The following is a 14,769-nucleotide window of genomic DNA, read 5'->3' as shown; positions in this document are numbered from 1 at the left end:
TCTACATTAAAATGCAGATTCTTGTTATTTATAGATTAAACGTAATACTTTTCTACAACTTCTGCACAGCGAGCACATACTGTAGGTTGTGCTTCATTTGAACCAACTGTTTCAGAAATTGACCAGCAACGCTCACATTTCTCACCAGTAGCCTTCTCAACAACAATGGAAACATGCTCAAGTGTTAAAGCTTCAGCAGGTGCCTCCTCGATAGCAGCTACTTCAAAAGCTGAAACGATGGAAAGTTGTGCAAAGTCAATGTTGGCATCGTTCAATAATGCGACAACATCTTCTTTCGCGTAGACAGTGACTTTTGCTTCAAGTGATTTACCAATTGTTTTCGCATTACGTGCTTCCTCTAATGCTTTTAAAATATCATCGCGTACATCAATAATTTTTTCCCATTTTGTACGTAGGCTGTCAAAATTCGCTTGAACATCTACCTCTGGGAAATCTGTTAATTGAACAGAAACTTCTTCTACAATACCTTGAGCATGTAGATAAGACCACATTTCATCTGTTGTATGTGGGATAATTGGTGTCATGATTTTTACTAATGTCATCAATGTATCATAAATAACTGTTTGCATCGCACGACGATCCTTATTGTCATGACCCTCGATATAGACTACGTCTTTGGCAATATCAAGATAGAATGAAGATAACTCTACAGCAACGAAATTATTGACTACATGATAGACAGCAGCAAAATCATAGCGATCATAGGCAGCACGCACAGTTTTTAAGACATCCTGTAAGCGCATATACACATATTGATCCATTTCACGAAGCTCAGCATAACTTACACGATCTTTCGTAGGATCGAAATCAGCAATATTGCCGTGTAAGAAACGGAAAGTATTACGAATTTTACGATACACTTCAGATACTTGCTTTAACATATCCATAGAGATGCGGACATCTGCTGTATAGTCAACAGAAGCAACCCATAAACGAAGTATGTCTGCTCCATACTGATCCATTACTTTTTGCGGAATAATCACATTCCCTAAAGATTTACTCATTTTACGTCCTTCACCATCAAGTACAAAACCATGTGTTAAAAGTCCTTTGTATGGTGCATAGCCGTTAATAGCTACAGATGTAATAAGAGAGGAATTAAACCAACCACGATGTTGGTCAGAGCCCTCTAAATAGAGATCAGCTGGATATTTCATACCACGTTCTACTAGTACACCTTGGTGTGATGAACCGGAATCAAACCATACATCCATAATATCATTTTCTTTGGTAAATTCGCCGTTCGGGCTACCTGGATGTGTAAAGCCTTCTGGTAATAACTCTTTTGCTGTTTTTTGGAACCAAATATTTGATCCATTCTCACGGAATAATGCTGAGACATGACTAATTGTTTCAGGTGTAATAATAGGTTCACCATTTTCAGCATAGAAAATCGGAATCGGCACACCCCACGCACGTTGACGTGAAATTACCCAGTCTCCACGATCACGAATCATATTATAAAGACGAGTTTCTCCCCAAGCTGGTGTAAATGCTGTTGCTTTTACAGCCTCTAATAACTCCCCACGGAATGCTTCAACAGATGCAAACCATTGTGGTGTCGCACGATAAATAACAGGCTTTTTCGTACGCCAGTCATGTGGATAGGAGTGCGTAAAGAAATCAAGCTTTTCTAACGCTCCTACTTCTTTTAGTTTTTCTGTGACGAGTTTATTCGCATCATTATAAAACACGCCTTCAAAGCCAGGTGCTTCATCTGTATAGCAGCCACTATTATCAAGAGGGCTAAGAATACCTAAACCATACTGTTTACCAATATGATAATCGTCTTCACCATGCCCTGGGGCTGTATGAACACAACCTGTACCCGCTTCAGCAGTTACGTGTTCACCCACCATAATAAGCGATTCACGATCGTAGAATGGATGTTGTGCTACAATACGATCTAATGCCTCTCCTTTTACTTCTTGTACAACCTCATAGTCTACCCATCCAAGCGTAGTTGCCACTGACTCTAATAACTCTTTGGCAATGATGAATTTTTTATTAGCCACTGCAACTACTACATAGATAAATTCAGGATTCAAAGAAATCCCTAAGTTTGCTGGTAATGTCCATGGTGTTGTTGTCCAAATGATAAATTTAGCATCTGCTGGAACAACACCCTTCGCATCCTTAATTGCAAAGCTTACATAAATGGATGGAGATTTGATGTCCTTATATTCAATTTCAGCTTCCGCCAAAGCAGATTCAGAAGAAGGAGACCAATAAACCGGCTTTAACCCTTTATAGATATAACCTTTTTCCGCCATTTTACCGAATACTTCAATTTGACGAGCTTCAAACTCAGGCTTTAATGTAATATATGGATTTTCCCAATCACCTCGAATGCCTAGACGGCGGAATTGGGCACGTTGATTGTCAATTTGCTCATAAGCATACTCTTCACAAAGTTGGCGGAATGCTGCTACTGACATTTCTTTACGTTTTACACCTTTGTTAGTCAATGCTTGCTCAATTGGTAAACCATGTGTATCCCAACCTGGAATATAATTGACATGGTAGCCAGTCATGGAGCGATGACGTGTAATCATATCCTTCAATACTTTATTTAGAGCATGGCCTATATGGATATCACCATTTGCATAGGGAGGACCATCATGTAGAACAAATTCTGGTCGACCTTCCGTACGCTCCATCTGTAATTTGTTAATATCCATGCCATTCCATTTTTCTTGCATTTTTGGCTCATTTGCCGGTAAATTTCCACGCATTGGGAAATCTGTTTTTGGCATTAATAAAGTATCTTTGTATTCAACCATTAAAATTCCTCCTTTATTTTACACAAACAGGTAGACATTTTTCTCATAAGACAGTTATTGGCAAAATTATCTAAAACGATTCGGAAACAAACAAAAAAAGCCCTCAATCCCACTAAGGGACGAGAAGCTTCTACTCGCGGTACCACCCTAATTGTAGTACAAAAATTTGCACTACCTCTTAAAAGCACGTTTAACGTCGTGCATCACGAAATAACCTACTTTTTTCAGTTATTTAGCTCAGAAGTGATGTTCAATGCTAGTTGTATGTTTGGGCTCTCACTGTCCCCAAATCGCTTAACAACGCCTAACAAATACTGTCTTCGTCTCTGCTTTTATGCATATCTGTTCAAAATAATTACTATTACAAAGTATATGAAATTCAAACAATCGCGTCAAGTTTCATTTGTCAATTACATCAATTAAAAAGAAAAGTTAAATATCCTCAGAATCCTGTGCTTCTTCAACAGATGCTTGAATTTCTGTTAAATCGATATCATATTGCAGCAAATGATCCCAGTCATCTGCATTAAGTAAATCCAGCTGTGCTTCTACAAGCATCTTGAAACGATTACGAAATACCTTAGATTGCTTTTTAAGCTCATCAATTTCAATCGTCACCTTACGAGCCTTCGTCAAAGCTTCATTGACAATTCGATCAGCATTTTTTTCAGCTTCTTTTACAATGAGCTTTGCCTCTTTTTGAGAATTTCTTCTCACTTCATCAGCCGCTTCTTGTGCAACGACAATAGACTTCTGCAAAGTTTCTTCTAAGGTGTTGAAATGTCTCGCTTGTTCTAAAGCCATCTCTAATTGCTTATCAACCTCTTTTTTTTCACGAAGCAGAATTTCATAGTCTTTAATAATCTGATCTAAAAATTCATTTACTTCATCTTCAGCATAACCTCTGAAGGCTTTTGTAAACTCCTTATTATGTATATCAATAGGTGATAATGGCATACAATCCTTCTCTCCTTTACATGTACATTCGTAATTCCTATTATACAATTGTTCCGACAACTTAGCAGTAAAAATTAATGAAATTTACTTCACTTTCAGCTTTTTTGGGCCAATCGACCGACTTGAAGACGGATTTTATCTTTTTTGTTCGGCCTTCAGTCATAATAATTTTCACCCTACCACTTCCACGTATCGATAAAATATCTCCCTCTTGTAATTCAAAAGCAACTGTATCTCTTTCTGTCCAATTTACACGAACTTTTTTCCCAGTAATTAAAGCTTGAGCTTTTTGGCGTGATACATTTAATACAGTCGCAATAATTACATCTAAGCGCATGGAAGATACTGTATGAGATTCCTCCAACCATTCTTCCTCATTTACAATAAGGGAATCCGCTTCTTTTAAAGACTCAATATGCACCTTAACTTTACCAATACCTGTTAAATGTAACCGAACATATTCTGCTACCTCTTGAGCTACAACGAATTGCACCTGCTGATCATTTACACGAATATCACCAAATTTGCCACGGTTTAAACCTAATGAAAGCAACGCACCTAAAACATCAGGATGTCGTAATTGGACAAATTTCACTGGATATTGAATCGTAAATGCCACTAACTGAAAGTCTTCTTCTATTGCTTCATAGTAAGTAGGAAAAATAAGCATACGCTGCCTCTCCGCCTCTTCAAATAAACCTGTGCATGCAGTTTTTAGGGTATCATTTTGCCCAATAATCGATGTCACAATAAAACGTTGTCTTGGATCAAGAAAATCTGTCAGCTTAGGCGCATAACGATCTTCAACCTCACGCTGCCAGCTTATTACCTGTTCAATAAAGGGCTGTTCATCTTTTCGAAAATGCTGGATTAAGTGTTCCATCTTGTTGTCTCCTCTTTCACTAGTTCCATTTTGCTTTGTTAGTTGGAAACTTAGTATTCCCAATTAATGCGTTTGGACGTCATTGTTTTAAAATTTTTTATTAGTCGCATTAGTAGCATAGAAAATTAAAATAAATAAAAAATCCCCACCAAAACGTGAGGATTTACTTCTAAGCGAACATAAAATATATTTTCTGAATGACTATATAAAGCCCTCTTTCTATAAAATTCAGCATAAAGATGGCCACAATTGGCGAAATATCAATCATACCAAGAGGCGGAATGAATTTCCTAAAAATACCTAAATATGGCTCACAAACTTTTTCAAGCATGCGACCAATTGCTGAATTTTGAGCGGCAGGCACCCAAGACATTAAGATATATGCAATTAGCATGAATGAGTAAATCTTAAATGCTAATGATACATAACCAAGTATAATAAAAAAAGTCATATAAACTACAATCCTCGCTATTAATTATCGTCTAAAATAAAGTTTGTAATTTCACCAGTCACTTCTACATTATCTGGCGTACAAAGGAAGATATCTTTACCAATACGTTGAATATCTCCAGCAAGAGCATAGACTGTGCCACTTAAAAAATCAATAATGCGTTTACCTTGTTCTCTTTCGATACGTTGCAAATTGACAATTGTTGCACGTTTATTTTTAAATGCTCTGCGATATCTTGTGCTTCTGCATAAACTCTCGGTTCTATTAAAACAACTTTTGCTCCCTTAGAACTCATAGCTGCCTGCAAACTGACAATGTTATTAGGAGTTGCTGTGCTTTGTGGCATGATTTCATGAATAGGTGCTTTGCGTTCTTTCATCATTTTTTTTGGCTTAACTGAATGAATCGGTTGCTGTTGTTGTATGGGTTGTTGTTGCTGAATAGGAGCTTGCGTGATTTCTTCTTCTAATTCTTCTTCAAGGTAAAAGAAGTTTTTAATCTTATTTTTCATGCTCATCCTGTTCCCCTCTTTCATTTCCAACAAGAGCCGTTCCGACTCGAACAAAAGTAGCCCCTTCCTCTACCGCAATTTCAAAGTCATTAGACATGCCCATTGATAACTCGGTACAAGGTGCGTGTGCGAATCCTTGCTCGGCTATTTGCTGTTGACATTGTTTTAATTGCTTGAAAACAGAGCGAATACTTGCTTCGTTTTCGGTGTTTGGTGCCATAGTCATTAAACCTACAACTTGAATCTTAGTAAAACCTTTTAATGCTTCTACAAAAGGCAAAACTTCTTCGATAGTTAAACCATGTTTTGATTCTTCACCAGAAATATTTACTTGTACAAAACATTTAACAGGTTGTTCGGCTCTTTTTTCAATTTCTTCTGCCAAACTCAAACGATCTAAGGAGTGTAAATAATCAATGCTGTTAATCACTTGTTTTACTTTACGTGTTTGAAGCGACCCAATGTAATGCCAATGAACATCAGCATGTATCTCAGTAATTTTACGATGTAAGCCCTCTGGTCTGTTTTCTCCTAAATGAGTGAGCCCTGCTTCAATTGCTTCTTGTGTTCTTTCAACAGAAACTTCCTTCGTCACGGCAATTATTTGGACTTTTTCGCCCTCACGATTCCCTTTTTTTTCTGCTGCTGTTATTAAATCATTTAGCTTGTTTAAATTTGTTAAGATTTTTGTCACTGTTTTTCCCAACTTTACAACAATAGTTTCTTTTATTGTAACAAGCAATGCTTGATTTATCAATGAATAGCCTGACCTATGTCAGCATACAATTCTCATAATTTTAATGTGCCTATGTCTTAGGAAAGGGCTTTGACTAAAATAACATCCTTACCAACAACAAGCACATCCTTCATATACACTTTTCTCACAGACTCTTCACCTTTAAAAAAACCAAGATATTTGCGAGGCTCTGCAATCAAAAATGCTGTCACATAGCCTGTTTCTTTTGATACTTCAGCATCTATGACAAAGCCTATAAATCGTCCATTTCCTGCTTCAATGACTTCTTTTTGTTGTAACATCGAAAAACGCAATGACATACCTCCTCTATTGTTTACTTTCGTATAAACATTTCTACTACCATCAAACTTTGCTGTTACTTTATATTTATGTATCATTTGTTCATTGAATGAAGATAAAATGCGCACCGAATTATACGATGCGCATTTTTTTATTTGTAATCTTTTTGCATTGTTTCAATTGCATTTTTTTCAAGACGTGAAATTTGTGCTTGAGAAATCCCAAGTTCTTTGGCAATCTCAGTTTGGGTCTCTCCATAATAAAATCGTTTGGCAACGATCATTTGCTGACGTTCATCTAGCTTTTGCAAGCTTTCCTTTACCGACACATAGGCAACCCATTGATCTTCTGATACATCATCATCACGTAATTGGTCCATCATATAAACAGCATCTCCGCCATCTGAATAAATGGGTTCCTGTAATGAAACTGGATCTTGAATGGCATCTAAAGCAAATAAAACGTCTTCCTTTTTCATGTCAATCATCTCGGCAATTTCTTCAATCGTTGGTTCTCGCAAATTATCGGTTATCCATTGCTCTTTTGCCTGCATTGCCTTATAAGCTATATCTCTTAGAGAGCGAGATACACGTAATGCATGATGATCACGCAGATGGCGACGAATTTCACCAATAATCATTGGTACAGCATATGTCGAAAATCGTACATTATGCTTTAAATCAAAATGATCAATGGCTTTCATGAGGCCAATACAGCCTACTTGAAATAAATCATCTGCCTGTTCACCTCTATAGGCAAATCTACCGACAATACTAAGCACTAACCTTAAATTGCACATCACAAGCTCTTCTCTAATCTCTGTTTCTCCAGCTTGTAATCGGATAAAGAGTTCCTTCATTTCCTCGTGCTTTAGAATTGGCAAAGTCGATGTATCTAAGCCGCAAAGATCTACTTTTGTTCGCATATTCGATTCCTCCGGATGTTATTCTCTGACTAAACCGTGACATCAGTTTGTCCGAGAGGAACAAGAATATGCACAAAAGCTGCGACCAATTTTAGGTAGGATAAATTTCCCTTTCTAAGAAATTGGTTGATTTAAATTTTCACGTAAATCTTGAATAATTTTCTTTTCTAAACGGGAAATATATGATTGCGATATGCCTAAATGATCTGCAACTTCTTTTTGTGTCATTTCAACTTTTCCATTGAGACCAAAGCGACATTCCATAATATAACGTTCACGTGCACCTAGTAAATTAATAGCGTGGAACATATGCTGACGTTCAATTTTTTTCTCCACATTATCTAAAATAATATGCTCTTCTGTTCCTAAAATATCTGACAGTAATAATTCATTTCCATCTGCATCAGAATTTAGTGGCTCATCTAAGGATACTTCACCCTTCATACGACTTGTTTTTCGTAAATGCATTAAAATTTCATTTTCAATACAGCGTGATGCGTATGTTGCAAGCTTAATATTTTTATCCGTATTGAACGTCTCAATTGCTTTTATTAAACCAATGGAGCCAATACTGATTAAGTCTTCGATTGGCGTTCCCGTATTATCAAAACGTCTAGCAATATAAACAACAAGACGTAAATTACGTTCAATTAGTGTGTCTCTAGCTCGTAAATCACCATTCATAAAGGATGCAATGACTGTAACTTCTTCTTCTCGACTTAATGGCACTGGCAATGAATCATTTCCCCCTATATAGTACGTTTCACGACTCCGAAACTTACTCCATAATTTTTTCAAGCTAGCAAGTAGCCTAAGAAGCAATAGTTCTCCCCCTCTATGAGTTATTTGAAAGCGCTGAAAAATGTAAAATTGCTGCTGTGCTATGTGGAAAATTTTTAGCTTTTTTGGTTAATACGATATATTCATTCATTTTCACTTGCGAAGGCTCCCCCTTTATATGCCACTCATCAAAGCGAAAACCAAGGACAACGGATTGCTGCTGTACTGTATTGACATGAATAAATCGTATATAACGCTGATAATCTTCTGAAAACATAGATACATTGTACGGATCTGTTTCTTGCCATTCCATTAATGATTCCCGGAACGCTGAAGGTAAATGTGGTCTCAAAGCAGTATAGGAAACAAAATGAACCGGCTTTCCTGATAATGGCTCAACGGCTTGATTTCCTGTATCTACAAAGGCAGAAAGTGGTATCTTTGCCCCAAAGATTGTTAAAGTTGTATCAAATACAAATTGACCACTTAAGCGTTCTAATTTTACAAAACCCCATTGCTTATAAAATGCAATAAGATTTAAAACTGCAAGCAAAAAGCAAATCATAATGAAATGGGTGGAAGAAAGATTTTTTAAAAAAGGTTGTAGTGCTGTTAACAATCCGCCAATAACGATCGTTGCTGTTAACACAATAGGTCCTTGCTTCTGAAAGCTTCGAATCTTAAAGTGAAACGCTATACCAATTAACAATATAAAACTAAGAATTGTCGTCCACAGCATTTGACCGCCAATGACAGCTACAAAACTACTACAAATAGAACTCATTAATAATCTTGAATTTTTTACAAGGACTCCTGTTACTCTTGCCGTAAACGTGAGTATCGCTAGATTAAAAAGCGTATTAATGAGCACCAGCCATTCTCCATACATAACAGCCGCCTCCTACTTACAAAGTTAGCACGTTACTCCCACAAATATTGTCAAACAATCGCATCATTTCCTAAAAATGTTTTGACAAAAAACATGGTTTCCTTACACATTTGAACATCATAGCAGACAATATAAAAAGCTCGTATTTTACATATGTAAAATACGAGCTTTTTAGAAGTTAATTAACCACGATTTTTGCGGTTACGTAAAAATGCCGGAACCTCAAGCATGTCATCCTGTGCATAATTTTGCTGATTTTGACGTGGCTGCTCATGTTGAACATGCATTTCTTGTCGTTGTTCACGAATAGGTGCTTGTTGCTGTGGAGCAGATTGTCTGTTCATATTAAGTGTCGGTTTTGCTGTAGGTCGTTGTTGCTGTAAAGCTTCCTCTGTGAAGCCTGTCGCAATAACTGTAACAATGATTTCATCTTTAAGATTTTCATTAATTACAGAACCGAAAATCATATTTACCTCTTCATCTGATGCAGAAGCTACGATATCTGCTGCTTCTTGTACTTCAAATAAGCTAAGATTTGAACCACCTGTAATGTTCATAAGGACACCTTTAGCACCATCAATGGATGATTCAAGCAATGGACTTGAAATAGCTTTCTTTGCAGCCTCAGAAGCTCTGTTTTCACCTGTTGCAATACCAATTCCCATTAAGGCTGAACCTTTGTTGGACATAATTGTTTTCACGTCTGCAAAGTCTAAGTTAATAAGACCAGGTGTAGCAATTAAATCTGAAATACCTTGTACACCTTGACGTAATACATTATCGGCTTCTCTAAAGGCTTCTAACATTGGTGTTGATTTATCAACTATTTGTAGTAGCTTGTCGTTTGGTATCACAATCAGTGTATCTACTGCTTCTTTCATTCCGCCAATTCCACCGATTGCTTGTGTTTGACGTTTACGACCTTCAAAAGTAAAAGGACGTGTGACAACACCTACTGTTAGGGCTCCCAATTCACGTGCAATTTGTGCAATCACTGGAGCTGCCCCAGTACCCGTTCCGCCGCCCATACCAGCAGTCACGAATACCATATCGGCGCCTCGTAAAACCTCTTCTAGCTGTTCTCTGCTCTCTTCAGCAGCTTTTTTTCCTACTTCTGGATTTGCACCTGCACCTAATCCACGCGTTAATTTAGCCCCAATTTGTAGCCTTACTTCCGCTTTGGATAAATTTAATGCCTGAGCATCCGTGTTAACTGCGATAAAGTCAACACCTTGTACACCATGTTCTATCATTCGATTGACAGCGTTGTTACCGCCGCCACCAACACCTATGACCTTTATTACTGCAAGTTCATCAACACTTGTATCAAATTCTAACATCTCTTTTTCCTCCCACGGTAACTCGACTCTGTATCATTCATTACGCATTCTAGTTAATCAAAAAACTTATCAAATAATTTTTTTGCTCTCCCAATTACGCTTTCTTTTGGTTCTGAAGGTGCAGAATACTCTTGCTTTTTGCTTATAGCTGGTTGAGCCCCTACAACTGCATATTCAACAGGCTGCGTATTCGTACTTTTACCGTAAAAATCATCTTCTAAATAGGCGTAACGAATAAGTCCAACTGCCGTCGCAAATGAAGGCTCTCTAACACCGATATAATCGGGTGTATAGATTCTAACACGCGTTTGTAGAATTTGACGTGCTAATTGGGCAATCCCCTCAAGCTTTGCAACACCACCAGTTAAAACTACACCGCCTGGTAAATCTCTAACACCTAAACGTGCTAATTCATCTATAACTAACTCTAGTAATTCTTCTAATCTAGCACCGATAATCTCCGATATATAACGTTGGCTGTACTGATCAGTAGAATCTGTACCCACGACAGGCACTTCAAAGAGTTCGTCATCTGATGCGTCATCATAAAAGGCATGTCCAAACTGGTGTTTAATTTGTTCTGCTTGTTCTGTTGGTGTTTTTAAAACGATTGAAATATCTTTCGTTATATGATCACCACCAACTGGTATGACACCCGTATGCGTTAATAATCCCTCTTCAAAAACTGCAATTGTTGTAGATCCGCCACCTAAATCAATAAAGGCAGTTCCTTGGTTTTTTTCATCTTCAGTTAATGCAAAGTAGCCTGATGCTAATGGCTGCAAATATATTTCTCGTATACTTAAACCCGCTCGCTCAACACAGCGAAGAACATTGTGTAAAAGCGTTTTGGATGTCGTTATCATTGTTGCATCCATTTCAAGACGGATGCCAATCATACCACGAGGATCTTTAATTTCATCAAGGTTGTCCACAATAAACTGTCTTGGAATGATGTTAACTAATTCACGTTCAGGAGGTATTGACATGACTTGTGCAGATTCTACCACTCTGTCTAAATCATCATCTGTAATTTCTCTATTTTCACTATTTACAGCGACAACACCTTTAACTAGCTGTAACATCGTCTGGTTAGCTGGAACGCCTAAAACGACTTCATGGATTTGATAACCAGTCATTCGTTCGGCCTGTTCTATTGCTTTTCGAATAGATTGTACTGTTGCATCAATATCAACAATTGCACCTTTTCGAACTCCATTCGACTTTACATTTCCGACGCCAATTACATGTAATTGCCCGTCACTCATTTCACCTATTAATACCTTGACAGAGGAGGACCCAATATCAAGGGAAATGTATAAATCTTGCTGATTCAATTCGCTGCACCTCCTTGAAAAATGCTCTTGTTTTCATTCTATTGTAAATTTGGCATAATGTCTAAGCAAATCGAGTATTTTGGTCAATTTTTCTCTCATTCTATGGAAGTTTTTTTCCGCTTGTGACGTTTCTCATCTAACCGAGTTAGTAATATACGCCTAATAATTGCTATATTTTGGAATAAACGTACTCCAAAAGCGAAAATCGCTGCTAAATACAAATCTATCCCCAAATTCACTCCTATAAAAGCTAATCCTGCTGCTAGAACTATATTAAAAAAGAATCCTGATACAAAAACTTTATCATCGTAAACTTGCTGTAATTGAGCACGAATACCTCCAAATAATGTATCTAAAGCTGCTAAAACAGCTATTGACAGATAATTTTCATACATAGAGGGGATTTGTATATTTGTTAACAAGCCAAGGGCAAGTCCAAATACCAAACCTAAAAATGGTAGCCACATATATTAATCTCCTTTTTTTACCTCTGCTAAATAATCATTTGTCAACGGCTGATCAAATGCTGGAATTTGTAACTGTTCAATTGGTTCTTCAATTACTAAATTAAAATTGTCTAAATAAAATGAGTCTATAAATGTTGAGGCCTGCAAGGAATTATACATTTTTTGTGCTGCTTTATAATCGCTTGTCCCAACAAATATCTCAAATGAAGGCGAAGACAGTGGTATACTGTTTACTGTTGTCTTACCATTAATATCCCGTATGGCTGTTGTTTGTACTACCCGATTACCATCAATTGAGACATTAGTAGCATTGTTCTTAAAAAGGGTATTCAATAATTGAGTTAACAAATCGGGTGAAATCTCTTTAATTTCATAGCCCATTTCTATCAGTTCAGGTGCAGGTTCAACTCGAAGTACAACACCTGGCCCTATAACTTCTGTTAATCCTGCTTGTAGCTTTAAACGATTTAATGTTTCATTTAAAGCTGCTTGCTGATTTACTTTTTCAGATTGCTCATAGCGATCCACTACTTCATGAAGTGAGCGAATTTCTGCCAGTAGTGCGGAATGTCTTTGTTTTTCTTGTGCTAATTCCTCTCTTATTGCCCAAATATCTCGTGTATCTCGCTCAGCTGGTTTTTGTATGGTATTGTATTGTACCGCTATCATCAAACCGATAATAAATAGCACGATCGTTATTCGGGTGTACATATTTCTTTTCAAAATAGCCCCTCCTAGACGTATCGTATGCCCCTCAGAATACGACTTTGAATTGTATAATTTTCTACAATCGACTATATAACTGAAGGCTAAATTAAACATGAAGTTTAAAGTATAGAACTTGTCCTAACTTTCTATTTTTACTTTTGGCATGGTAAGCTTCTGATTTTCTTCAAGTGACACAACAATATTGTCATTTAATAATTGATCCACCACGCCCCCGTTTAAGTTTAAAGAAGCTATTAATGTATCTGAATCACCAACCGCTTCGATTACAAACGGAGCTGGATGTTGTGTACCATCAATTGTTATTACTGGGCCATTACAGCGAATATAAGAACTCGCTAATACACGTTGTCCATTAATAGCAATAGCTTGCGCGCCTGAAATTTTTAGTTCATTTAACAATTTAAATACATGACTTTCATGGACAATATAGTCATTTGGATTTAAGGATTTTGGATCATAGTCTCCATCTTGAAGGGTTATGCGTATGCCCTTCCCCTCACTCTTTAGTTCACCGAGTAAAAGCCGTAAATCTTCTGCTTGCTCAACAAGCTTCTTGTAGTCCTTTTCGTTTGAAGCAAAGGATTTTTCATACTTCCGAATTTGTTCTTGTAAATGATTTAGTTCTTCCGTAAGTTCTTTATTGCGCTCTTGTTGAGTGATTAGCTCCTCACGATAAGAATCTTCTTGCTCAAAAAGCTCAGAATTAATAGTGCCTGCTTCTCGATTATCTTTCGCCTGGTTGTATGAATAGCCGATGATAAATCCTGTTGTTACACAAACAATTAGTAATTCGAATTGTTTTCTAGTAAAAAAACTACCTTTGCTATTCGTCTTCTTGTTGTTCATCTTCTGTCACTTCCTGGTTAACCATTTCACCATCTGCATTTACTTCCATGTCAATACTAATCTTGTTGTATTCCTCGTTAAAAGGACGATAGTATGAACCGACCTCTAAATCAATCACACCTTTTTCTAAGTTAGCAATTTGTGCGACGATAGAGGGGTAGTAATTTAACTTTTCCGCTAGTGTCTGAATAACAGCACGTACTTCGTAGCCATCATTCATATAAAGCTTTACTGCATTTGGATTTGCTTCATTACTATTCGTGTTAACCTGAGAAATTAAAGCTAATACTTCGGGCTTTAATTGTGCTAGCTGTTCAACAAGCTTATTAATTGTCTTTTCACCAGTTATCCCGATAAAAACAGGTGCATCAATGGGTGTATCATTTCCCGTTTGTTCAAAGCGCTTGCCGTTTTCTAGCAAAGGATAATAAGTCCCATCCCCAGCAAAGTACGCAACTTTTTTCCATTCTTTAATATCAATTGTTACGCCTTGTAACCAGTTACGGTTAACCTGTACTTCTTTTACCCATTTATCCTTTAATAAAATCTGTTCAATATCTTCCACTTTGAAACTCCACATTGATTTTCCTGGCGCAAGAGTACTTGCCTCCAAATAATATTGGTCATTCGCTAGCTTCGCACCATTGACAGTGATTTTATTGATGTTACTGTATGGAGATTGAAAATAAAGGAGTACTGCTAACACAATAAAGAAAAGTAATATTAGCACTATAAATTTCCGGTTTGTACGCTTTTTTCGTCGCTTTTTTAGCGTAGGTATGCGTTCTTCTATATCAATTACTTTCTCCATAAA

14 protein-coding genes, 2 pseudogenes and 1 other annotated feature are annotated in these 14,769 nt (G+C 37.1%); all 16 genes and pseudogenes read right to left on the bottom strand.

Annotation, left to right across the window (positions count from 1 at the left end; translation table 11 throughout):
* Positions 1-35: 35 nt before the first annotated feature.
* The gene (ileS, locus tag LBYS11_RS04525) at positions 36-2,804 is read right to left on the bottom strand and encodes an isoleucine--tRNA ligase (RefSeq protein ID WP_103117547.1); all 2,769 of its coding nucleotides are present in this window, start codon (positions 2,802-2,804) and stop codon (positions 36-38) included.
* A gap of 112 nt (positions 2,805-2,916) precedes the next feature.
* Positions 2,917-3,140 (bottom strand) — a binding site (T-box leader).
* Positions 3,141-3,236: 96 nt separating this feature from the next.
* Entirely contained in the window at positions 3,237-3,761 is a 525-nt protein-coding gene (locus LBYS11_RS04520; RefSeq protein ID WP_004227329.1) for a DivIVA domain-containing protein, read from the bottom strand.
* 95 nt (positions 3,762-3,856) lie between these two features.
* A pseudogene (locus LBYS11_RS04515) lies at positions 3,857-4,644 on the bottom strand (RNA-binding protein).
* Positions 4,645-4,813: 169 nt separating this feature from the next.
* Positions 4,814-5,095, bottom strand: coding sequence for a YggT family protein (locus LBYS11_RS04510; protein WP_004227322.1), 282 nt, complete (start codon positions 5,093-5,095; stop codon positions 4,814-4,816).
* A 20-nt stretch (positions 5,096-5,115) separates the two neighbouring features.
* Positions 5,116-5,612, bottom strand: a pseudogene (locus LBYS11_RS04505) (cell division protein SepF).
* Positions 5,596-6,300, bottom strand: coding sequence for a YggS family pyridoxal phosphate-dependent enzyme (locus tag LBYS11_RS04500; protein WP_304481704.1), 705 nt, complete (start codon positions 6,298-6,300; stop codon positions 5,596-5,598). The pseudogene LBYS11_RS04505 and the gene LBYS11_RS04500 overlap by 17 nt, the downstream one beginning before the upstream one ends.
* Positions 6,301-6,419: 119 nt before the next feature.
* Positions 6,420-6,662: a PRC-barrel domain-containing protein gene (locus tag LBYS11_RS04495; protein ID WP_225340754.1), complete on the bottom strand. Its 243-nt coding sequence runs from the start codon at positions 6,660-6,662 to the stop codon at positions 6,420-6,422.
* A 131-nt stretch (positions 6,663-6,793) separates the two neighbouring features.
* The gene (sigG, locus tag LBYS11_RS04490; RefSeq protein WP_004227313.1) at positions 6,794-7,567 is read right to left on the bottom strand and encodes an RNA polymerase sporulation sigma factor SigG; all 774 of its coding nucleotides are present in this window, start codon (positions 7,565-7,567) and stop codon (positions 6,794-6,796) included.
* 114 nt (positions 7,568-7,681) lie between these two features.
* On the bottom strand, positions 7,682-8,389 hold the full coding sequence (sigE, locus tag LBYS11_RS04485) for an RNA polymerase sporulation sigma factor SigE (RefSeq protein ID WP_009373518.1): 708 nt from the start codon (positions 8,387-8,389) through the stop codon (positions 7,682-7,684).
* A gap of 13 nt (positions 8,390-8,402) precedes the next feature.
* Positions 8,403-9,236, bottom strand: coding sequence for a sigma-E processing peptidase SpoIIGA (locus LBYS11_RS04480; protein WP_103117545.1), 834 nt, complete (start codon positions 9,234-9,236; stop codon positions 8,403-8,405).
* A 182-nt stretch (positions 9,237-9,418) separates the two neighbouring features.
* Entirely contained in the window at positions 9,419-10,576 is a 1,158-nt protein-coding gene (gene ftsZ / locus LBYS11_RS04475; protein ID WP_004224858.1) for a cell division protein FtsZ, read from the bottom strand.
* 53 nt (positions 10,577-10,629) lie between these two features.
* Positions 10,630-11,913, bottom strand: a complete 1,284-nt coding sequence (ftsA, locus tag LBYS11_RS04470; protein WP_004224856.1) for a cell division protein FtsA — start codon at positions 11,911-11,913, stop codon at positions 10,630-10,632.
* 95 nt (positions 11,914-12,008) lie between these two features.
* Positions 12,009-12,380, bottom strand: coding sequence for a small basic family protein (locus LBYS11_RS04465; protein WP_048394651.1), 372 nt, complete (start codon positions 12,378-12,380; stop codon positions 12,009-12,011).
* A 3-nt stretch (positions 12,381-12,383) separates the two neighbouring features.
* Positions 12,384-13,103, bottom strand: coding sequence for a DUF881 domain-containing protein (locus LBYS11_RS04460; RefSeq protein WP_036077135.1), 720 nt, complete (start codon positions 13,101-13,103; stop codon positions 12,384-12,386).
* A gap of 123 nt (positions 13,104-13,226) precedes the next feature.
* Positions 13,227-13,955: a DUF881 domain-containing protein gene (locus LBYS11_RS04455; RefSeq protein WP_048394654.1), complete on the bottom strand. Its 729-nt coding sequence runs from the start codon at positions 13,953-13,955 to the stop codon at positions 13,227-13,229.
* Entirely contained in the window at positions 13,933-14,766 is an 834-nt protein-coding gene (locus LBYS11_RS04450) for a cell division protein FtsQ/DivIB (RefSeq protein WP_103117544.1), read from the bottom strand. Before LBYS11_RS04450 ends, LBYS11_RS04455 begins: the two co-directional genes overlap by 23 nt.
* Between the last annotated feature and the right edge of the window lie 3 nt (positions 14,767-14,769).

Origin of the sequence: Lysinibacillus sp. YS11 (assembly GCF_002896375.1) — a bacterium.
GTDB lineage: Bacteria > Bacillota > Bacilli > Bacillales_A > Planococcaceae > Lysinibacillus > Lysinibacillus capsici.
This window is presented reverse-complemented; position numbering and strand designations above follow the sequence as displayed.

Coding starts and splice junctions, on each gene's coding strand:
- LBYS11_RS04455 (WP_048394654.1), bottom strand. CDS start 13,955: ATGAACAACAAGAAGACGAATAGCAAAGGTAGTTTTTTTACTAGAAAA.
- LBYS11_RS04510 (WP_004227322.1), bottom strand. CDS start 5,095: ATGACTTTTTTTATTATACTTGGTTATGTATCATTAGCATTTAAGATT.
- LBYS11_RS04480 (WP_103117545.1), bottom strand. CDS start 9,236: ATGTATGGAGAATGGCTGGTGCTCATTAATACGCTTTTTAATCTAGCG.
- LBYS11_RS04520 (WP_004227329.1), bottom strand. CDS start 3,761: ATGCCATTATCACCTATTGATATACATAATAAGGAGTTTACAAAAGCC.
- ftsZ (WP_004224858.1), bottom strand. CDS start 10,576: ATGTTAGAATTTGATACAAGTGTTGATGAACTTGCAGTAATAAAGGTC.
- sigG (WP_004227313.1), bottom strand. CDS start 7,567: ATGCGAACAAAAGTAGATCTTTGCGGCTTAGATACATCGACTTTGCCA.
- LBYS11_RS04495 (WP_225340754.1), bottom strand. CDS start 6,662: ATGTCATTGCGTTTTTCGATGTTACAACAAAAAGAAGTCATTGAAGCA.
- LBYS11_RS04450 (WP_103117544.1), bottom strand. CDS start 14,766: ATGGAGAAAGTAATTGATATAGAAGAACGCATACCTACGCTAAAAAAG.
- LBYS11_RS04465 (WP_048394651.1), bottom strand. CDS start 12,380: ATGTGGCTACCATTTTTAGGTTTGGTATTTGGACTTGCCCTTGGCTTG.
- ileS (WP_103117547.1), bottom strand. CDS start 2,804: ATGGTTGAATACAAAGATACTTTATTAATGCCAAAAACAGATTTCCCA.